This is a genomic window from Paenibacillus sp. J2R1T-4, from assembly GCF_059692235.1.
Map to the genome: position 1 here is coordinate 136,470 of NZ_JCAUBA010000014.1, position 19,219 is coordinate 155,688.

A 19,219-nucleotide genomic window follows, 5' to 3' on the forward strand; every position below is an offset into this window, starting at 1 on the left:
TAATATTTAATTTAATTCTTCAAACGCATACGTAGGCAATCCCTTTATTTGTGTTTTTATCCGAAATACCCCTCCTGCGTGCGGATACGCCAAAAGCTCTTCTTCGGTCATACCGGCTCTTGCCGTCGTGATGTAAAGTTCATCTAAATGTTCACCGCCAAATACGCACGAAGTTACAAATTTCGCCGGAACCGGCACGACCTCGAGCCGTTCTCCGGAATAGGGGTTCCAACGTGAAACCTGATACCCTTCCCACTGGGCAACCCAGATCATCCCTTCAGCATCGACTGTCATACCGTCCGGCAGTCCCTCCCCTTCCTGGAAAGTAACGATCGTTCTGCCTCCGGAAATCTCGCCTGTCTCCAAACAAAAGTCGAAAGCAACCACATTCCTTGTAAGAGAATCGATGAAATACATCGTTTGATGATCCGGGCTCCAGCCGATCCCATTCGAGATGCTTACTTTCGAAATAACCGACCTGATGCTTCCATCGGTTTGCAAACAATACAACGTCCCTGCCTCTTTATGTCCATGCAGGCTCATCGTTCCTGCCCAAAACCTCCCTGCGGCATCGCATTTGCCATCGTTAAAGCGATTGTCAGGCAAATGATGTTCCGGATCGACCAGCGGGATGAGCCGTTCAAACCGCTCATCCATCGTAAAAAAACCTTTCTGCAAAGCCAATGCCACACCGCCCGACGCTCGTGGAACGACTGTGCCCACAAATTGATCAAACTCCATATAGTTGTCGGTTTTCGCGGACGGGTCATAGATATGCAGTTTTTTACCAGTCAGATCCACCCAATACAACAGCTGTTTTTTCGCATCCCAACTCGGGCCTTCGCCAAGTTCCGCCTTTGCGTCTATGACTAGCTCTAATTGCCCCATTTTATATTACTCCTTTGATGACCTATTCTCTCTAAGTAGTACCGCCATTTCCATCAAACCCTGCATGTAACCGATTGCATGTCCACGGGAGCGATGCTGCCAAGGCGAATCGTTGACAATAACGGGTACGTGATCGGTAGACATAAAACCGGTAAACCCGTTCCGTTTCAGCATCAGCATAACTTCAGCCGGATTATAATTACCTTCGCCAAGGAAGCATTCCTTGAACTTTGGAACTGTACCCTGTACATCACGAAAATGGACATACAAGATTTTTCCCATAGGACCAAAATACTCAATCATTTGTTTGACACTCAAAGCGCCACCAACCATTTCAGAACAACAGCCGAGACACAAATCAAGCCCCCATGCATCACTGTTGGCGATTTCCATTGCTTTCTTGAAATTTTCAAACTTGTAAAATAGCCTGCCGATTCCACCGAGTTCAGGCACTGGCGGATCATCCGGATGCAATGCTAATTTCACTCCCGCTTCTTCAGCAGTAGGAATAATTGCCCGGATGAAATACTCGTAATTTGCCCACATTTCTTCTTCGGTGATAAATCTTTCAGGGCCTTCGTCCATAAGCCGTTGAACGGTTATATCCGAATCCGCCACAGCTGCCCCAGAGGCTGCTCTCGGGTTATACTGCGGAGCCTGATTCATATCGAATGCGGTCACCGAAGCTCCCCCTCGACCGATTTCATTCGGGGTTCGCCATACCGAATTCGGCATAAAGTGATAACCGAGAATAGGAATGCCCGCGCGTCCCATATTACGGATGGTCGTTTTGTAATGTTCGATCTGTTCGTCTTTTCCTGCAATCCCAAGCATCGGTTTCAAATACCAATCGAAAGGCGTATTTTCTAGCGCTTCCAGCTTCATTCCATATTTCTCGCATTCCAAGCGCATCGCAAGCAAGTCTTCGTACTCCCATTGTGCAGTGCCGGGCAAATTGGGCCAATTTAATTGACAGCTCGTGATCCCAAGCTGTTTGCCAAACTTCATCGTTTCTTCCGTTATCTCTCTGAATTGGCCTATGGCTATTCGCATCATCAACTGTGCTCTCCCTCAAGATTAATTGTCGGATTAAGTTTTGCGGCCGCATCCTCTTTACAATACTTCCAAGGCGGAAATAATTCCCTGCAGATACCCTGATTGATGCGCATGAGAACGATGTCCCCAGTTATTGTCGTAATCGATCCAAGGAACGTGATCGTCAATCATGAACCCATTGAATCCAACCTGCTTGAGTGCGCTCATGACCTCTACCGGATTAAAATTACCATCTCCCAGGAAACATTCATTGAACTGGGGTACAGTACCTTGGACATCGCGGAAGTGGACATAAAATATTTTGCCTTTGGGTCCGAAGTAATTAATCATGTCATAGACGGTTTTCGCTCCGCCTGCCATCGACGAGCAACTCCCCAAGCAAAGATTCAAGCCCCAAGCGTCGCTATCGGCGATTTCCATCGCCCGTTTGAAATTGGCTGCATTCCAAAACAACCGGGAAATTCCGCCTACTTTCGCGACCGGAGGATCGTCAGGATGAAGCGCAAGCTTGACACCGGCATCTTCCGCCACAGGAATGACCGCCTTGATAAAATAGGAATAATGCTCCCACATTTCTTCCTCGCTTATCGGCTGTTTGACGATCGAATCGATCAGCCCCAAGTAATGTGGGTCCCGAGCGATGACCAAATTTCCACTGCGGTCCGTTTCGTCTACAAACACTTTCTCCAAATCAAATCCCATCCCCCGCGCGCCGCCTCGAAGGGGAACGGTGTACGAAGTGCGCCACGTTCCATCAGGCATGAAGTGATGCCCCAAAATGGGAATGCCCGCTTTTCCCATGTTTCGGATAATCGTCTGATAATTTCGAATCTGTTCATCGCGACCTTCCAAGCCGAGCATGATTTTGTACATGAAGCCGATCGGCACATTCTCGATCGCTTCAAGCGTCAATCCATATTCTTCGCAGCGCAAGCGCAATTCCAACAGATCTTTGTACTCCCAACAATCATCTCCCGGAAGCGCGGGCGTATTGAGCTGTATGCTATCAAATCCAAGCTGCTTTGCAAATTTCGCCTGTTCGTCTGTCAGTTGACAAAATTGACCAAGCGCCACCCTTAATTTCCCTGCCATACTATTCCTCTCCATTCCATTCCTATTCATTCTATCGTGCTTCCCAATGCTTTCATCATAGTTGGTCCCGCCAATTGTGGAGGATCTTCCATCCCAAAATCTCTTTAGCTTTAGCGTTGCTGTAAAGAGACTCGTATTCGTGGAAGGTCGCCCTAATGTCGGTAACCTCCGGAAAATATTGTTGAATCAATTCCTGGGATTTTATATTGCTGCAAGTATCATCAGAGGTGATATTCAAGGAAAGACTGCCCAGCCCATTTCGTTCCAAAGCCAGGATACATGCGGCAGCCGCATCCCTTATATCAACATAACTCCATAAAACCCTTCGCAATTCCATAGGATTGTCCAAACAAGAATAGAAGTATTTGTAAGTGGCCGGCGTGCACAGGGAAGACAGACGCAAAGAGACTACTTGCATCCCTGTCCTGCGAAAAAATGACTCCCCCGTTAATTCATTAACCGCCTTGGATGTTCCATAACAGTCGTGAGGAATCAAGGGATGCTGTTCGTCAACAGGCAAATACAGCGGAGACAGCGGCCGATTCGCCCAAGGAAAACCATAAGCGGACTCGCTTGAAGCAATGACAGCTTTTTGGTATCCCAGTTTGGAGGCCGATTCAAGAATATTGTATGTACTCGCCACATTATTAATAAAAACGCGAGGAGCATCTCCGCTGCGGGGATCGGGGATGGCTGCCATATGAATGATGGCATCGCCTCCTTTCATCGCCTGCTCTACCTCATGATAATGATTTAAATCAACCAGCTTCGTCAGCACATTTTTCCGGTCCAACATAGAATCAGGTCCATTATTTTTATCCAAAATGACGACTTTATACTCTTTTTCCACTAACTGGGTAACAATTTGGGAGCCAAACTGGCCGTTACCACCGGTAACCACAATATTTTTCATACAGTTAGTCCTCCAATATTCAAAATAAATGGAACTACTTGAAGTATAACTAGTAATGAACGATTCTGTAATATTCCAAAATCACGATTTGTTTCGTATTCTAACTTTGTTGGAAAGCTACTTTTCCTTTAGGCTTTATACCGCACCCCTTCGCGAATCCTCCCAAGGGACATACGATGGTCGAGCATCTCACTCCATTTAATAACGGATTCTTTGCCCAGGCGTACCGTTATGAATTTTCAAACAAGGTATTTTATTCATAACACTACCTTGACACTCATAGTAATATGCCGTATTATACAGATGCGGGGGTGATAATATGAGCGAGAACAAAATTACATCCGACCTGCTGCGCGGACATACCGATACCATGATTCTACGGCTCTTATCAGAAGCTGACCGCTACGGGTACGAGATTGTCAAGCTGATTGCAGAGCGCTCGGGCGATGAGTATGAATTAAAGGAAGCCACGATGTACTCCAGCGTCCGGCGGCTTGAAGCGGATGGTGATATCGAGTGGTATTGGGGCGATGAATCTCAGGGTGGACGGCGTAAATATTTTAGAATAACCGAAAAGGGTAAGGCGACTTACACCCAAAACAAAAGCAACTGGGAGTACGCAAAGCGCGTACTTGAAAACTTACTATAAGGAGATGGATGTTATGAATGAGAAATTGAACAACTATTTGAATGGGGTTTTCGCACCGTACGATGGGGTAAAAAGCGCCACCGAATTAAAGGCCGACCTGCTTTCCGATTTGCAGGAGCGGTTCCGCGAACTCAAAGCAGAGGGCAAGGACGACGAAACCGCTTTTGAGATGACCATTGATAGCATCGGCGACATTGAGCAAACGGTACTAGAGGTCGCCAACCTCTCCCGCTCGCTGGAGCGGCAGGTGGTAACAAACTTTAGCGCGAGTAACCTAGCTGTTAGCGACTTTGCAGACGTTATTGCGCATAAAGGACAATTTAATGCTAGCGCGTTACGCGGTTCCAACTTTTCGGGCGCAGACTTGACCGGCAGCTCGTTTAAGAGCAGCGACGCACGTGAAGCCAATTTTGATGGCGCAAATCTGACTGACTGTAGCTTATCCGCCCTAGACCTTTCGGATGCGAGCTTCAATAAATCAATCCTTATACGCACCAACTTCAGCATTTCAGGGATGGACGGAGCCAAATTCACAGGCGTAAAACTGACCGACGTCACTCTCACCAAGACCGATCTTAGAAAAACAATCTTTGATAGATGTATCTTTGACGGCGTGGACTTCAAATATTGCGACCTGAGCGGGCAACGTTTTGACGGGCAAACCTTTATCGGCGTTAAGTTTGACAAGTCGGCATTAACCGAAGCTTCATTTAGAGGCGCTACACTCAAGAATGTATCTTTTCAGGCGTTCTTTTCGTTGACCAATAAGTATTACCGTTCCATCAAAACCATCTGCTTTGACGATGCAGTCATGGATAAGCTGACCTATGCTGCGCTCAAAGGCATGGGGGCCGATTTGTCAAAGGTTATAGTCCGATAAGGAGGGAAAAGTATGCAAACCAAATCCATTAAAGTGACAGGGCTGCAAAAGTCCTACAAGCAGCTTCAAGTCCTAAAGGGCGTAGATTTCGAGGTAGAAAAGGGCAGTATTTTCGCCCTGCTCGGCTCCAACGGGGCGGGCAAGACAACGGTTGTCAGAATCCTCACCACGCTACTCAAACCAGACAGTGGAACCGCCACCGTAAACGGATTCGATGTTGTGTCCAAACCCGACAATGTGCGGCAGGCGATCAGTGTGACCGGGCAATTTGCCGCCGTGGACGAGATTTTGACCGGACGGGAAAATCTTATCATGATTGCAAAGCTACGATACCTTAAAAATCCGCGCCAGGTTGCGGACGACTTGCTTAAACGCTTCGGCCTGACAGACGCCGCCGACCGCAAGGTGTCTACTTACTCGGGTGGTATGCGCCGTAGGCTCGATATCGCCTTGAGCCTTGTAGGAAAACCGCAGATCATTTTCCTCGACGAGCCGACCACTGGACTTGATCCCGAGTCGCGTATCGAGGTTTGGAAGATGGTCAAGGAGCTTGCCGATGGCGGCACGACGGTACTCCTGACCACGCAGTATTTGGATGAAGCTGAGCAGCTTGCAGACCGAATTGCCATTTTGCACGAGGGTAGAATTATCGCCAACGGCACACTTTCTGAGCTTAAAAAGCTGTTCCCATCCACGACAGTGGAGTATGTTGAAAAACAGCCGACCTTGGAGGAGATATTCCTCTCCATCGTCGGTAAAAAGGAGGGAAAGTAAATGGAAGCGACAAATAAGCACTTTTTCAACGATTTGGGTGTTATGCTAGGACGTTCCATGCGCCATATTTCCCGCAGTATGGACACCATCTTCACGGTCTGCATCACTCCGATTGCGATGATGCTGCTGTTCGTCTATGTGTTTGGCGGCGCAATCCAAACCGGTACGGATAACTATGTGAACTACCTGTTGCCCGGTATCCTGCTGATTGCGATTGCAAGCGGTATATCCTATACGGCTTACCGCCTGTTTTTGGATAAGCAACGGGGCATAATTGAGCGGTTCCACTCCATGCCGATTGCGCGTTCCACCGTGCTGTGGGGGCACGTGCTGACCTCGGTGGTATCCAACGTCATTTCTGTTGTCGTCATCATTCTCGTAGCGCTCATTATGGGCTTTCGCTCGTCGGCGGGGGTACTGTCTTGGCTTGCCGTAGCCGGTATACTCGTGCTGTTTACACTAGCTTTGACTTGGGTCGCGGCGATTGCCGGACTGTCCGCACAATCGGTGGAAGGTGCAAGCGCGTTTTCCTATCCGCTTATCTTCCTGCCGTTTATCAGCTCGGCGTTTGTGCCGACCGAGTCGATGCCTACGGTCGTTCGTGTCTTTGCTGAAAACCAGCCGGTTACTTCGATAGTAGAAGCCATCCGAGCGCTACTGGCAGGTCAGCCGGTGGGCAACGATATATGGGTCGCTCTTGCGTGGTGCGTCGGGATTATGCTAGTAGCTTATTTCTTTGCAATGAGGGTGTATAAAAAGCGGTTTTAAAAAACGGACTGCTTTCTCTGCCTCAGGTAGATGGTATCTACTCGCGCTATGGCAGAAATAAAATTGTGTGCTTGCCGAAATATAAGCCCAGCTTAAAGCACCCAAGTGGTGCTTTTTATTTTGCCTTACGACGCTTTTCTTGCAGTATCCTTCTCTATACAGCAGGAGTTATCCACTCTAAGGGTAGTGCATCCAGCTGCGCTACCCTACGTGTTCACATGGGTCGTATCCTGCTTCGTCAGCCATACCCGCATCAACGAATAGAGTTGGTCCATATTCAGAGGTTTCGAAATATAATCGGATGCCCCGGCTGCCATGCATTGCTCTCGCGCGTTTCGTCTTATAAAAGAAAAAAAGGCAACTTCACCAAAGAAGTTACCCTTTATTTTAATTGTTGCCCTTCCCATAAAAGAAGCCCATTCAAATTCACTTTAAAAAATTCTTGTTGATTTAGATTATTTATAATACGAATTTGTTTAACTCTCTCCCAAATGCTGTTCATAATTCCTCCCAAATACAGAAAGGCCCCGTCTGTCAAACATTACGAGGCCAATCATGCTGTTTTTAGTTTCAGAACAAAACTATTTTGTAACTTTTTGAACAAGAACAAGATTTTATTGTTCAGAACAAAACATTATTGTAATGAATTAAACACAAGTGTTCAGTGACATTATAGTTGGTGTCTGAAAAACCCAGAAAAATCAACGGATTCCGAGTTTTCAACCCTCATCTAAATTTACAATATAGTTAGTGTCGAGGAAAAGGGTATTAAACGCATGGTGACATTAAAGTTTGTGTCTGATATTCACATTAAAGTTGGTATCTAAAACTGATTTACTTCTTACCAGACCTGTTTACTGGCCTGCCTGACCATTGGCCACTCCCCCTTGCTAATTCTCGAGCGGCCTACACCGTTCAGCAGTTGGAGCGCGCCTCCAACTGGGCGGGGGATAAGCAGCTGCTCGTTCGCGGCGATGAGCTTTGGGTACCGGGGAAAGACCACCTATTCGTGTTGGATCGCCATACAGGCGCCGTGAAGCACCGGCTGGGCAACGTCGTTCTGGGCAGCGCGGCGATGCAGCCGCTCAAGAACGGGTATGGCTTGGCCACCCCGCTCAACGACGGCCTCTACCTTGGTTCCACGAACGGAACCTTTATGCGGATGCCGCTGCCATCGCTGTCCAAATCCGGCGGATAGTCGTGGAGACTAGCGATTTGGAGCCCAAGCTCACTAGCCCAACTCCACACTCCCACTTGGTCTCCTTCAATTCGGTACTCCTCCATGAATGTTGCCCCCTTTGTATGAGCCGAATACAAAAAAACCGAGCGAAATAAGGGGGATTGTCACTTATCCGCTCGGTGCTTCCGTTCGGCTTTGCCTATTGGCTTCCGTGCACCATCACTGTTTCCAATGATCCATAATTCTTATGGGACTGTAATAATGCTTCCGCTACATAGAGCGGGTAAATCCCATCTTCGAGCGAGCTGAGCGGTTCAGTGCCGTCTCTGAGGATGTGAACCAGATGATCAACAGCCTTCTCGATAAGGCTTGAGCGGCTAAGCAAATCCCCTTCCGTTCGTTGCAACAGCCAATGGTTCCCTTGAATCACAGCGTTCTTTCCGGTGGAATAGAACCGGATTTCATCCCCTGTCCGCAGCATTTCAATCTTCCCCTTTTCGAAAAACAGGTCCATCTCGAACATCAGAATATCCCGATCGTCGAATGCTTCAGCATAGCCTGTAATCCCGCCACCGGCTAATGTGAACAGAAAGGAATACGTCCAGTCCTTCTTAGCATCCCTATTCGTTGCCACTTGATGAACAACTTGGACTTGGTCGATCGATCCGACCACAAAGCGTACCAAATCGAACAGATGCGAGCCGTAGTTGTAAATGCCCCTTGTATACCGCAGATGGATCTTCTTTAACTTCCCGAACTCTTCGGATTGAACAGCCTGGCGAATCTGGTTGGCCCCTTCGCTCCACCTTCTTGACAGATTGACCACGACGGTTCGCTTGTGACGTTTAATAAGGTCCGCAATCTTCTTCGCTTCTTCGACGCTAGTGGCCACCGGTTTTTCGAGAAAAAGAAGAGGCACCGATGAATGCTCCAGCACGGTCTGGAGCAGCTCAAAACGAATATGCTCCGGCGTGCAAATACTGATCATATCGAGCTGATGGCGGCTCAGCATCGCCCTCAAATCCGTGAAATAGCTGGTTCGCGGAGCTACTAGAGCCAGCTGTTCGCCTTGCTCTCTCGTTTTGCCGACAGCGGCTACGAGATCAATTGCAGGGTTCATCTGATAGGCTAAAGTATGGCTGAGCGTCATGACCTTCCGCGGAATATCCGCTCGTAATCCGATATAGCCCAATCCTATTACGGCAGCTCGGTACATCTCTTAATCCCCTTACTCCAGATCGTATTTCAACGGCGACAAACAGGAAACTTCTTTAAATTTCCAATACTCGCTTATATCCTGACTATGCGGGAAGAAGAAGGAATACAGCTCGGCCTGGAGAGCCCGAATTTTGATCCGAATGACTTGACGTTCGATCTTGTTGAGATCCGGATTCCCGATCCACTCGACTTTGGCGGCAATATTGTCTCCATTGAAGGGCACGCAGTCGTTAAAGGAGAAGCCTTCAATAGCCTGACCATAAGTGTCGCATACCTCTACCCTTACATAACCGTTAGCAGCAGCCGCATTAATATACAGCTCCCCGCGCTCCACTGCGAAAGGTCTAGTCATAAGCTCACACCAATCCCTGCTTGCTCGCAAATACGTGAATCCATCGGGCCGCAGCGTTGCCAAACCAATGCACTCTAGAGGGATATCCTCATAAGGAAGGAGACCAAACCCAGAATGATCGACTGATATTCCCGCATAGTAAAACTCCATCCGATCAGGTCTGAAAATTACATTTGATGAAGGCATGATACATTTGGAGTCCCATTCCTCCTCAGCGCCTAAGGCGATTAGCATTTTTCCTTGCATACTTCTATGCCAACAAAATCCGTCACGGGAATACGCCAATTGGATATCCATCGTCCCCGCCATCTTTCCAAAATTCGGATCTACTTTATAATCGTAAGTATCATACATGGAGATGATCCCCATTGTGTAAGCGCCATAAGGCGTCATCTGCATCCCGTAAAACTGAGTGTTGCATGAGTCGAGCTGATCGGGTTCGATTGCAAGCACAGGCTTCGTCCAGTTGGCAAGATCGGTGCTTTCTGCGATCCATACCCGTCTATCGGGACATCGGGTTCGAAACGATAACCGGTACAATCCAGAATTCGGATCGCGATAAAACCCGATGTGGCAGTCGCTAACTACCTGAATGACAGCTTCTTCAAACATTGGTTTCCAGTGGATGCCGTCGGGAGAGGCGTAGATGAAAATACTGCATCCTTTCGTGTAAGGGGCCATCGCGAGTTTAAACCGTTTGTCCGGGTCTTTTTCCTCATAATCGAGAATGACGGATGGGCCGTGAGTTCTCTGGTCGTTATCCAATACGATATTGGTTCCAGGTACAACATCCAGCTCAGGTTTAATGAAATGAACGCCATCGTGCGAATAAGCATAGCTGAGATAGGAAAAGGCTTCACGTGAAGATTCGCCGAACGCGGGACCGTAATAATGGGAAGAGTACCAAGTTTTATAGAGCTTTTCTCTCTCATCATATAAGGCTGTTCCGTAATAATGAACCCGTTTGAATTCATGGGGGAGCTCAGGAACTAGAACGGGATTGCCTTCGTATTTCTCTGCCTGTCCCAGCTCTCTTGTAAATCCATGTATGTATTCATAGGTGCGGTTATCAAAGAAAGTGAACTTCACGTTTTTGCTCAAGCTTTCCACTGTGGTAACCTCCAATAGTATGACTTTCTTTTAACCTAATGGTTCCGCCGGGCGATTGGCTTCGAGTGTTAACCGTTCATTCCTCCTTATTGGTTCCCGGGCCCCCGGGATAGCTTCAACCTACAACAGCCCTTGCCCGCAATTCAATCCCAATATATTCAATCCGTTGAAGCGACCGGCTTTGCAACCCTGTTCAACGTGTTGAATATTGTATTACACCCCCAATTCACAAGATCAGTTCATAATTTATGTGCCGCCAATGCATACAGACCATCGCCTAGCCGCGTGTACGGCACTTCCCTCAACATCATGACATACCCGTCCTGTTGGGATTGTACCTCCTGCAGCGGCGAGCCGAACCAATCGTACACCATGCCGATCGTTTGGCCGGCAGACACGCGATCGAGCAGGCGCACGGAAGGGATGAAGAAACCGTCATGCCTCGCAACTGGTGCCTGATCCAGATCTCCCTCGCCCAACATACGACAGGCGACCGGATTAGCGGGGCAGTCGATCCATACGCCCGGATTTCGCAGCATCTGAAGATGATCGAGCAGCCTTAGCGTGCCCTCGTAAAAATGCTTCAGTTCTTGCTCGCGGATGCGCTTGCCCCCGTATCCCTCGATATACAGCCACGGGATGCCGCGATCCGTCGCCGCGCTCACGGTGCGTCCCGGCGCAACCTCCTCGTGTCCCCACATCACGTCAATCCCGAACGCTTCCGCCGCCGCTTTCGACTTACGGCCGATCTCCGACTGTTCGTTCTCGTAATAGCCGACCATCAACGGCATCGCATAATGGCTGCCTCCGCTGTGCAGATCAAGCAGGAAATCCGCCCGAGCTATCAACGCACAGTCCAACGCATGGGCAAGCTTCTGCGTATAGGTGCCGGTGGGGCTGCCCGGAAATTCGCGCGCCAGATTGCGGCCGTCGGTGCCTGACGTGCGGGTCCCGCTGCGATAGGACGACACGTTGACGACCGGAACCGTGATCAGCGTCCCCCGCAAATCGTCGGGACTTATGGCCCTGTACAGCTCAATAAGCGCCCGCACGCCCTCGTACTCATCCCCGTGAACGGCCGCCAATACAAGCAATGTCGGTCCGTCCTCCGTCCCCGTCACGACATTGACCGGAATAACGCCCGACTCCGTCTCGCTGTCGTCGAATCGCAGCAGCATACTCCGCTTCGCACCGCGCTCCAAGTATGAAGGATCGAATTGCTCGAAGCTTATGTGTTCCACATGCAGCATTACTCTCTCACCCCGCCATTCTGCTTGAAACCCTTCGATCCCGGTTTGTCCCGACGCAAACGTATTCGTTTCATGAAAAACACCCGCTATGCCTACACGCATTTTCTCCCCGCCCCTTACAGGTATGATTGATCCACACTCTAGTCCATCCGGGCGGGGGCTGATTCCCGTCCGGCATATCTTTTTGCCTGACGAATCACGTATATGTAGCGGCCGGAAAGCCACGTTGATTTCATTACCAGCTCGAATAGCCTCCGTCCACGATCAGATTATGGCCCGTCACATACTTGGACGCATCCGACGCCAGGAAGACGACCGGACCTTTCATATCGTGTTCGTCGGCGAAACTATTCATTGGCGTTAAACTCAAATAAGCGTCGATTACCGCTTGCGATCGGATCTCGTCTTTCGTTCCCTTGATGTTGTTGCCTCCGGGACTGATGCAATTGACTCTGATGTTGTATTTGCCATAATAGCCGGCCAGCCACTTCGTCATTCCGATCAAGCCGAACTTCGTATAGGTATATTCGATCCCGCTGACGATGTCGTCCGAGTCATACATCGGGAAGTTCGGTGCGACAACGCCCATAAGTGAGGAAATGTTGATGATATTCCCTTTGCCCTGCTTGCGCATCTGCTTGACCGCCGTCTTCGTCATCAGCATCGTGCCGACGCCGTTCACTTTCTCCGACGCTTCCCAACCTGCTGCCGTCGCATCCTCCAGATTGGCGTTGCCGATGCGGGATACCGCACAGTTCACCAACGTGTCCAATCTGCCATGCCGTTCGACAACCCGGTCGACGAGACCGTTGATGCTCGTTTCGTCGCTCAAGTCCAGATGCATGGCGAACGCCCGATGGCCGGCTTCCCGGAATGCCGCTGCCACCGCTTCGCAAGCATCCAACTCGTTGCCGGCGGCCACGACGAGCGCTCCCGCTTCGCACAGCCCAAGACACAGATGCTGTCCGTATACGCCGGAACCGCCGGTCACGATTGCCACTTGTCCGTCCAGACGGAACATATCCATTGTATTCATGATTCCATGCACCCCTTAAAACCAGATTGTACTTTCCCGCTCAACACGAATTCAATCCTCCGCTGCCGACAAGGTGGATACGGTCTGTAATCAACATGTTCGATCACCACTTTCGCCGGCCGCTTACAGACCTTGCAGCTCGGGCAAGTCGTACAACGGACTCTCCGGCTTGTTCGCGTAGATCGCCCGCAAGCGGTCGTTATCCTTATAGCCTGCACCGGTCACAATACACACCACGCTCGAGTCCGGCTTGAGCGTCCCGTTCTGCAGCGCCTGATGAACGCCGGCCAGCGACACGGCGGCGGCTGGCTCGCACAGGATACCTTCCTGGGCCGCGAGCTTCTCCTGCCACATCCATACTTCTTCGTCCTGCACGGATACGCCGAAACCGTCCCCGCCGTTCAGCGCCTGAAGCACCCTTCTTCCGTCCGGGGGATTCGGCACCTGAAGTCCGGAAATGCGCGAGGTCGAATCCCCGGGGGCAGGCTCGCCGGTCCCTTGCCGCCAAGCGCGCACAATATTCGAGCAGCCTTCGGACTGTACGGCAACCACTTTCGGCATATGGCCGAGCAACCCTTTCTCTGTCAGCTCTTTGAATCCTTTCCAAATCCCCGTGTACAGTCCTCCACCGCCTGTCGGTACGAATATCGCGTCGGCCAACCTCTCGCCTGTAATCACAGCGTCTTCCGCCAGCTCGAACGAAATGGTCTTGACCCCTTCCATTGCGTCGGCATTGAACTGAAAGGCAGTGATCATCACTTCCAGCTTGCGTCTCACAGCCTCTTCCTCGATATAGGCGAATACCTGGTCACCGACTTCCGCGCAGTCTCCGAAGCCTTTGATCCGCAACACATTCGCTCCATGGATAACCGCCTGCATCAGCTTGGCCTCGACGATCCGTTCCAACACGAGCAGATGGTACGGCAGACCTGCCCGCGCCGAATAAGCGGCGGCGGAAGCGCCGGCATTGCCGGACGATGTGCCGATGCAGCCCGATTTGCCTTGCTCCAGCGCCCACGAGACGCCGACCGCACGATCCCGTCGGGTTGCATGACTCCAGCTTGAAATATAAGTCCGAGAGCCCCAACTCCTTGGCGATATGCCGGCTGCGTACGAGGGAAGTCCCCCCTTCACCCATCGTGATCTGATGCTCAATCCGGATTGGCGGAAGTAGCCCGTCATAGCGCCATACTCCCCGGCACTGACTGTTAACCCATGCAATCTTGTCGTTAATCTCCATACTCCCTCCCTTTCTACGCCCCCTGCTCTGATCTGCGGGTCGGCGCATAGACGACAACATCGATTTCGATCAAAAGTTTGAATTGTGAACTGGTTCAGTCTTTTACATGAGAAGCGCCAGACAAGCTCTGTGTCTGGCGCTCTGCAGATATCGTTTAAACTGACACGTCTTGCTAGGCATTTGCTTTTATTTCCACAGCATCGGGGTAATGAGCACCTCAGGTACGTCCCGAAAAGCTTGCTCCACGCGAGCGCGCGTCCGCTCCGACAGCGCCGGACCTTGCAGCAGCCGCACGTTGTCGTCGATCTGCTCCGGCGTTTCCGCGCCGATGACCAGCGAATGAACCCCCTCCAGATCGCGGATGTAGGACAAGGCGAGCTGGGCGACGGACAGCCCCTCCTCCTCCGCGAACGCCCTCAGCCGGGCCAGCGCCGGCGGGGCCGCTTCGCGCAGAACGGCCGGCAGCGACTCCCCGCTGTGGAAGAACAATCCTTGCAGGAACACGCTCCGCACGACGACGAGCTTCTCCTGCTCGCGGAACCGCTCCAGCGCCCCGCAGGCGATCACGCGGCGGTCCCAGACGTTCATCGGCAGCTGGATCAGCTCATAGACGTCGTCCGCGAGCCACGTCTTGCAATCCGCATACTGCCGATCGGGCGAAGCGCCCAGCGACAGTCCGGCTCGCTCGATCAGCCCTTCCTGCCGCAGCCGACGGACGATCCCCGTCAGCCGGCTGCCGTATACGGTCAGCACCTGCGGCTCGTGAATCATGAGTGCGGGCAGTCGAGAGATCCGGAGCCGGGTCAGGATCGTCTCGACCTTTTGCCGCACCTCCGCCTCCAACGAGGCATCACTGGTTAGATCCAGCGCCGTCTTCAGCTTGGACACGAGGAACGGCCGCTCGCCCCGTTCCTCGAAATACCGGCCGAGCTTCGGCTCGGCGTCGCCATACTCCAGCGCCGTATCGTAGCAGTTGACGCCGTGATGACGGCACCGGTCCAACAGCGCGCGGTCATCGACGTGCGACTGGCGGTTCGCGACGCCATAGCCCGACATGCCGAGCTGCGCCGTGCCCAGCATGAGCTTGGACAGCTTCATGCCCCGGAAGTCGCTGTAGGGGATCGACTCGGTTACCAATTGCTCCACCCCCCGTCCAGCACGAGGTTGTGGCCGGTCACATACTTGGACGCCTCCGACGCCAAATAGACGATCGCACCCTTGATGTCGGCGTCGACAGCCATGCGGCCGAGCGGCGTGCGCTCGATGTAGTTACGCAGAAATTCATCCGCCTTGATCTCCCGCGAAGTGCCCACCGGATTGTATCCGCCCGGGCTGATGCAGTTGACGCGAATGTTGTGTTTTCCGTAATAGTTGGCGAGCCACTTGGTCATCCCGACCATGCCCCACTTCGCATACGTATACTCGATGCCGCTTGTCATCCCGGTCTCTCCGTAAACGGGAAAATGCGGCCCGAGGATCCCCTGAATGGAGGCGATGTTGATGATGTTGCCGCCGCCTCGCTCCCTCATCCGGCCGACCACCGCCTTCGACATCAGCATCAGCCCGAGTCCGTTCACCTGCTGCGCCGCCAGCCAGCCTTCGGCCGTCGTCTTCTCAATGTCGTTCAGTCCGGTGCGCGAAACCGAGTTGTTCACCAGGATGTCGATGCCCCCGTGCGACGCCTCGGCCTCCCGGACGAACGCCTCGATGCTTGATTCATCGCCTAGATCGAGCTGCATCCCATGCGCCCGATAGCCCCTCGACCGCAGCGCTTCCGCCGCTTCCTCGCACCGCTCTACGTTCCGTGAAGCGATCAGCACGGTGGCGCCCGCCTCGCACAGCGCTTCGGAGATATGCGCGCCATAGAGCCCGGACCCCCCGGTCACGACCGCTACCTTCCCTGTCAATCGGAACATCTCCATGACGTTCATCGTTATACCCATTCCTTTCGCTTCGCTCGAGGCACAAAACGGAATGAAATCCGTTTGCTATGATTAAATAATGGCTTATCCTAGCACCCTGGATGAATGCTACCGTCAAACCATTTAATAAGCGCGCTATGATCCTCCGAAGAGCAGCCCGATTTAGTTAAATAAGAAAATATTTCCAAAACCCGTTGCGTAAACTCCAAAGAGGCGCCCACCTCTTTACCCATGGATAATGCATTTTTCAAATCTTTCTCGTGTAGTTGGATCCGAAATCCGGGAGTGAAATGGTGATGACTTATATTTGATATTTTCGTTTCCAGCACCCTGCTTCCCGCCAAACCGCCGCGGATCGCTTCATAAGCTGCAATGGGGTCAATTCCGGCTTTTTGTCCAAATGCGAGTCCCTCTGAAATCGCTGCCATATTAATGGCGACAATAATCTGGTTAATCAGCTTTAAGGCATTGCCTGCTCCAACATTCCCAACCCTTGTGACTGTCGTCCCCATTTTCTCCAAGAGCGGTCTCATCCGATCGAAGATTTCCTGCGGCCCGCCGACAAAGATGGACAATTTGGCTTCAATCGCGCCTATTTCCCCTCCGCTCACAGGCGAATCCAACATCACTACGCCTTTCTCACGTAAAGCGGCTGCTGCTTTCTTGGCTGTCATGGGATCAATGGAACTCATATCGAGATAAATTTTGCCGGGAGTTAATCCTTCCGACAAACCGTTTGTGCCAAACACAACTTCTTCGACCTGCGGGGAATCCGGAAGCATAGTAATGACAATATCCGATGCCTGTGCTACTTCTTTTGCATGCTGCGCTGAAGAAGCGCCGAGACGAACCAATTCCTCAACAGGCGATTTACTGCGATTATAGACACATAAATTATAACCGGCGCGTATCAGGTTAGTTGCCATAGGCTTGCCCATAATCCCTAACCCGATAAATCCAATATTCATCATAACGGTCAACTCCTTAACAAGTCTTACCCCTATCTCATTTATTCCAACTTCCCTTTTACAAGCTCCCACTCATGAATATCGTACGTTCTTGCTCCCTGCACGATGTAAGGATCTGCTTGCACCAGTCGCGTTACTTCATCCAGGGATTCGGCTCTGTAAACGACCAGTCCTCCCCAGCCATCGATAAACCGGCCATTCGCGAACAATTTCCCTTCCGCCCTGCGCTCGGCCAAAAAAGCCAAATGCTGTTCCCGGTAAACGCGGCTTTTTTCAGGATCCAGCATCGGCAACAGAACGGCAAAATATTTTATGGCCATAACATATTCCTCCTTCATCAGTACCCTAGGAACAACTCTCTGAGATAAGCCGTTAATTTTGCAATATCCCAGCCAGAAAAGCGGCCTGAAGTTCACACGCTCTGTCTGAGAAGTGGGCGCCATCCCGGAAGGCTTCTTCTCCCAGGGAAACGGTAAAGCCGTGAAGATCGGCTATTCGTATACCGAAGGACGTCATGACTGCATCGGCTGTTTGATTATATCGAGCGACATCGATGTTATATCTTGCGAATCCTTGATCCGGCATATTGGCCATCGATTCCAAAACCGGGGTTGTTCGCACCCAGTAAACTTGGATCGTGGTATTCAACAGCTGTTGGACGATTTGACTCAAATTATCTTGATACTGTTCGAGTGATACTTGCTTTACGCCTGCGACCGTTGCTATATCGTGCAATCCGCAATTCAGCAGCAGAACGTCAAAATCCCAACCTTGCTTGACGCGCCGCTCCTGTAAATAGTCCCGTACTCTGCTGCTATTTCCTCCGTTGACCAGAAAGTGATTGTCGATCAGGTCGGACGGCGAGTGTCCTTCATCGTCCCCTTTGCGGCAATAATGATATTGGTTGTGCAGCATCTGTTTCAAATAAGGGCCATAATAGATCGATATGCTGTCTCCAAGCACAAATAGCCTTTTCATCGTCGTTCGCCTCGAGCCTCATTTCATCCAAGAATACGTGTTAAGATCGGAGCAAGCCAAGCTAAACGGACATTCATCCCTTTATCGAACCGACCAGCATGCCTTTGACAAAATACTTTTGAATAAACGGATAGACGCAAATAATAGGCAGCGCCGTAATTAAAATCGCCGCCGCTTTCACACTCTCCTTCGGCATATTTCTCATCCATTCGACCCTCTGCCCCATATCACCACCGGCCATATCGAGGTTGGAAATAATGCCCCGGAGAATCAACTGCATGGGCCATTTCTCCTGCGCATTTATATAAATCGAGGCGGGAAACCAACTGTTCCAATGCCCGACCGCATAAAACAAGCCGATCGTTGCGATCGAAGGAAGCGACATCGGCAGAACGATTCGGATCAAAATACCGATCTCATTGGCCCCATCGATTTGAGCGGATTCCTCCACTTCCTGGGGAATTTCCATAAAGAAGTTTCGCATCAGAAACATGTACCAGGGGCTGATTAAAGCAGGCAGTATAAGGGCCCAAAGCGAATTTTTCAGTCCCAAATTGACGACCAGCAAATAGGTGGGAATCAAGCCGCCGCTGAAAAACATTGTCGTTAGAACGATCAAAGTAAGGCCGCTACGGTAAGGCAAAAACTTCTTCGATAACGCATAAGCCAGACTGGACGTGAACAAAAGACAGAGTAACGTTCCGACACAAGTGACCAATACGCTGACGGCAAAAGCTCGATAAATAAAAGTATTCTCTACCAGCAAATATTTGTAGGCATAGAGTACAAACTCTCGAGGGAATAAGGTATACCCATATTTTAGAAGCGCATCATTGGACATAAACGATTGATTGATCAATACGATAAAGGGGACGACAAAAAACAGCGACATGATCGTAAGCAGTGTCGCGTTGATTGAGCCGAACCAGCTGAATTTCATCTTGC

Annotated in this window: 20 protein-coding genes; 4 read left to right on the plus strand and 16 right to left on the minus strand. The window is 50.8% G+C overall.

What is annotated here, in order from left to right:
• Window positions 1-6 precede the first annotated feature (6 nt).
• Genes AC58QD_RS22020 through AC58QD_RS22035 form a run of 4 tightly spaced genes read right to left on the minus strand, consistent with a single transcriptional unit; the run spans window position 7 to window position 3,949 of the window.
• Entirely contained in the window at window positions 7-888 is an 882-nt protein-coding gene (locus AC58QD_RS22020) for an SMP-30/gluconolactonase/LRE family protein (RefSeq protein ID WP_497337162.1), read from the minus strand.
• A 6-nt stretch (window positions 889-894) separates the two neighbouring features.
• On the minus strand, window positions 895-1,944 hold the full coding sequence (locus AC58QD_RS22025) for a mannonate dehydratase (RefSeq protein WP_497337163.1): 1,050 nt from the start codon (window positions 1,942-1,944) through the stop codon (window positions 895-897).
• A 57-nt stretch (window positions 1,945-2,001) separates the two neighbouring features.
• The gene (locus AC58QD_RS22030; protein WP_497337164.1) at window positions 2,002-3,036 is read right to left on the minus strand and encodes a mannonate dehydratase; all 1,035 of its coding nucleotides are present in this window, start codon (window positions 3,034-3,036) and stop codon (window positions 2,002-2,004) included.
• A gap of 55 nt (window positions 3,037-3,091) precedes the next feature.
• Window positions 3,092-3,949: an NAD-dependent epimerase/dehydratase family protein gene (locus AC58QD_RS22035; protein WP_497337165.1), complete on the minus strand. Its 858-nt coding sequence runs from the start codon at window positions 3,947-3,949 to the stop codon at window positions 3,092-3,094.
• Window positions 3,950-4,268: 319 nt separating this feature from the next.
• On the opposite strand from AC58QD_RS22035, the gene AC58QD_RS22040 reads away from it, so the two are divergent.
• From AC58QD_RS22040 to AC58QD_RS22055, 4 genes are read left to right on the plus strand one after another with little or no spacing between them, the layout of a single operon-like run.
• Window positions 4,269-4,598, plus strand: coding sequence for a PadR family transcriptional regulator (locus AC58QD_RS22040; protein WP_497337166.1), 330 nt, complete (start codon window positions 4,269-4,271; stop codon window positions 4,596-4,598).
• Between the two features lie 13 nt (window positions 4,599-4,611).
• Window positions 4,612-5,478: a pentapeptide repeat-containing protein gene (locus AC58QD_RS22045; RefSeq protein WP_497337167.1), complete on the plus strand. Its 867-nt coding sequence runs from the start codon at window positions 4,612-4,614 to the stop codon at window positions 5,476-5,478.
• Window positions 5,479-5,490: 12 nt separating this feature from the next.
• Window positions 5,491-6,252, plus strand: a complete 762-nt coding sequence (locus tag AC58QD_RS22050) for an ABC transporter ATP-binding protein (RefSeq protein WP_497337168.1) — start codon at window positions 5,491-5,493, stop codon at window positions 6,250-6,252.
• Window positions 6,253-7,020 (plus strand): ABC transporter permease, encoded by a 768-nt coding sequence (locus AC58QD_RS22055; RefSeq protein WP_497337169.1) that lies wholly within the window; start codon window positions 6,253-6,255, stop codon window positions 7,018-7,020. It begins immediately after the preceding gene.
• A 1,128-nt stretch (window positions 7,021-8,148) separates the two neighbouring features.
• On the opposite strand, the gene AC58QD_RS22060 is transcribed toward AC58QD_RS22055, so the two are convergent.
• The 12 genes from AC58QD_RS22060 to AC58QD_RS22115 all read right to left on the minus strand — a co-directional run bounded on the left by AC58QD_RS22060 (window position 8,149) and on the right by AC58QD_RS22115 (window position 19,214).
• Window positions 8,149-8,304, minus strand: coding sequence for a hypothetical protein (locus AC58QD_RS22060; protein WP_497337170.1), 156 nt, complete (start codon window positions 8,302-8,304; stop codon window positions 8,149-8,151).
• A 95-nt stretch (window positions 8,305-8,399) separates the two neighbouring features.
• The gene (locus AC58QD_RS22065) at window positions 8,400-9,416 is read right to left on the minus strand and encodes a Gfo/Idh/MocA family protein (RefSeq protein WP_497337171.1); all 1,017 of its coding nucleotides are present in this window, start codon (window positions 9,414-9,416) and stop codon (window positions 8,400-8,402) included.
• Between the two features lie 12 nt (window positions 9,417-9,428).
• On the minus strand, window positions 9,429-10,880 hold the full coding sequence (locus AC58QD_RS22070) for a hypothetical protein (RefSeq protein ID WP_497337172.1): 1,452 nt from the start codon (window positions 10,878-10,880) through the stop codon (window positions 9,429-9,431).
• Between the two features lie 239 nt (window positions 10,881-11,119).
• Entirely contained in the window at window positions 11,120-12,232 is a 1,113-nt protein-coding gene (locus AC58QD_RS22075; protein ID WP_497337173.1) for a succinylglutamate desuccinylase/aspartoacylase family protein, read from the minus strand.
• 133 nt (window positions 12,233-12,365) lie between these two features.
• Window positions 12,366-13,166 (minus strand): SDR family NAD(P)-dependent oxidoreductase, encoded by an 801-nt coding sequence (locus tag AC58QD_RS22080; RefSeq protein WP_497337174.1) that lies wholly within the window; start codon window positions 13,164-13,166, stop codon window positions 12,366-12,368.
• 123 nt (window positions 13,167-13,289) lie between these two features.
• Window positions 13,290-14,348: a pyridoxal-phosphate dependent enzyme gene (locus AC58QD_RS22085; protein ID WP_497337175.1), complete on the minus strand. Its 1,059-nt coding sequence runs from the start codon at window positions 14,346-14,348 to the stop codon at window positions 13,290-13,292.
• A gap of 244 nt (window positions 14,349-14,592) precedes the next feature.
• Window positions 14,593-15,543 carry an aldo/keto reductase gene (locus AC58QD_RS22090; protein WP_497337176.1) on the minus strand — a complete coding sequence of 317 codons (951 nt, stop codon included), beginning with the start codon at window positions 15,541-15,543 and terminating at the stop codon, window positions 14,593-14,595.
• On the minus strand, window positions 15,537-16,337 hold the full coding sequence (locus tag AC58QD_RS22095) for an SDR family NAD(P)-dependent oxidoreductase (RefSeq protein WP_497337177.1): 801 nt from the start codon (window positions 16,335-16,337) through the stop codon (window positions 15,537-15,539). Before AC58QD_RS22095 ends, AC58QD_RS22090 begins: the two co-directional genes overlap by 7 nt.
• Window positions 16,338-16,417: 80 nt before the next feature.
• Window positions 16,418-17,299, minus strand: a complete 882-nt coding sequence (locus tag AC58QD_RS22100; protein ID WP_497337178.1) for a 2-hydroxy-3-oxopropionate reductase — start codon at window positions 17,297-17,299, stop codon at window positions 16,418-16,420.
• Window positions 17,300-17,337: 38 nt separating this feature from the next.
• Entirely contained in the window at window positions 17,338-17,610 is a 273-nt protein-coding gene (locus tag AC58QD_RS22105) for a YciI family protein (protein WP_497337221.1), read from the minus strand.
• 58 nt (window positions 17,611-17,668) lie between these two features.
• Window positions 17,669-18,274, minus strand: a complete 606-nt coding sequence (locus AC58QD_RS22110; RefSeq protein ID WP_497337179.1) for an SGNH/GDSL hydrolase family protein — start codon at window positions 18,272-18,274, stop codon at window positions 17,669-17,671.
• Window positions 18,275-18,347: 73 nt separating this feature from the next.
• The gene (locus AC58QD_RS22115; protein WP_497337222.1) at window positions 18,348-19,214 is read right to left on the minus strand and encodes a carbohydrate ABC transporter permease; all 867 of its coding nucleotides are present in this window, start codon (window positions 19,212-19,214) and stop codon (window positions 18,348-18,350) included.
• Window positions 19,215-19,219: the final 5 nt, after the last annotated feature.

Bases quoted from the DNA above. Each gene is read 5' to 3' on its own strand.
- AC58QD_RS22100 (WP_497337178.1), bottom strand. From the start codon at position 17,299: ATGATGAATATTGGATTTATCGGGTTAGGGATTATGGGCAAGCCTATG.
- AC58QD_RS22115 (WP_497337222.1), bottom strand. From the start codon at position 19,214: ATGAAATTCAGCTGGTTCGGCTCAATCAACGCGACACTGCTTACGATC.
- AC58QD_RS22065 (WP_497337171.1), bottom strand. From the start codon at position 9,416: ATGTACCGAGCTGCCGTAATAGGATTGGGCTATATCGGATTACGAGCG.
- AC58QD_RS22020 (WP_497337162.1), bottom strand. From the start codon at position 888: ATGGGGCAATTAGAGCTAGTCATAGACGCAAAGGCGGAACTTGGCGAA.
- AC58QD_RS22095 (WP_497337177.1), bottom strand. From the start codon at position 16,337: ATGAACGTCATGGAGATGTTCCGATTGACAGGGAAGGTAGCGGTCGTG.
- AC58QD_RS22025 (WP_497337163.1), bottom strand. From the start codon at position 1,944: ATGATGCGAATAGCCATAGGCCAATTCAGAGAGATAACGGAAGAAACG.
- AC58QD_RS22060 (WP_497337170.1), bottom strand. From the start codon at position 8,304: ATGGAGGAGTACCGAATTGAAGGAGACCAAGTGGGAGTGTGGAGTTGG.
- AC58QD_RS22085 (WP_497337175.1), bottom strand. From the start codon at position 14,348: ATGACGGGCTACTTCCGCCAATCCGGATTGAGCATCAGATCACGATGG.
- AC58QD_RS22050 (WP_497337168.1), top strand. From the start codon at position 5,491: ATGCAAACCAAATCCATTAAAGTGACAGGGCTGCAAAAGTCCTACAAG.
- AC58QD_RS22030 (WP_497337164.1), bottom strand. From the start codon at position 3,036: ATGGCAGGGAAATTAAGGGTGGCGCTTGGTCAATTTTGTCAACTGACA.
- AC58QD_RS22045 (WP_497337167.1), top strand. From the start codon at position 4,612: ATGAATGAGAAATTGAACAACTATTTGAATGGGGTTTTCGCACCGTAC.
- AC58QD_RS22110 (WP_497337179.1), bottom strand. From the start codon at position 18,274: ATGAAAAGGCTATTTGTGCTTGGAGACAGCATATCGATCTATTATGGC.
- AC58QD_RS22040 (WP_497337166.1), top strand. From the start codon at position 4,269: ATGAGCGAGAACAAAATTACATCCGACCTGCTGCGCGGACATACCGAT.
- AC58QD_RS22080 (WP_497337174.1), bottom strand. From the start codon at position 13,166: ATGAATACAATGGATATGTTCCGTCTGGACGGACAAGTGGCAATCGTG.
- AC58QD_RS22055 (WP_497337169.1), top strand. From the start codon at position 6,253: ATGGAAGCGACAAATAAGCACTTTTTCAACGATTTGGGTGTTATGCTA.
- AC58QD_RS22035 (WP_497337165.1), bottom strand. From the start codon at position 3,949: ATGAAAAATATTGTGGTTACCGGTGGTAACGGCCAGTTTGGCTCCCAA.
- AC58QD_RS22075 (WP_497337173.1), bottom strand. From the start codon at position 12,232: ATGCGTGTAGGCATAGCGGGTGTTTTTCATGAAACGAATACGTTTGCG.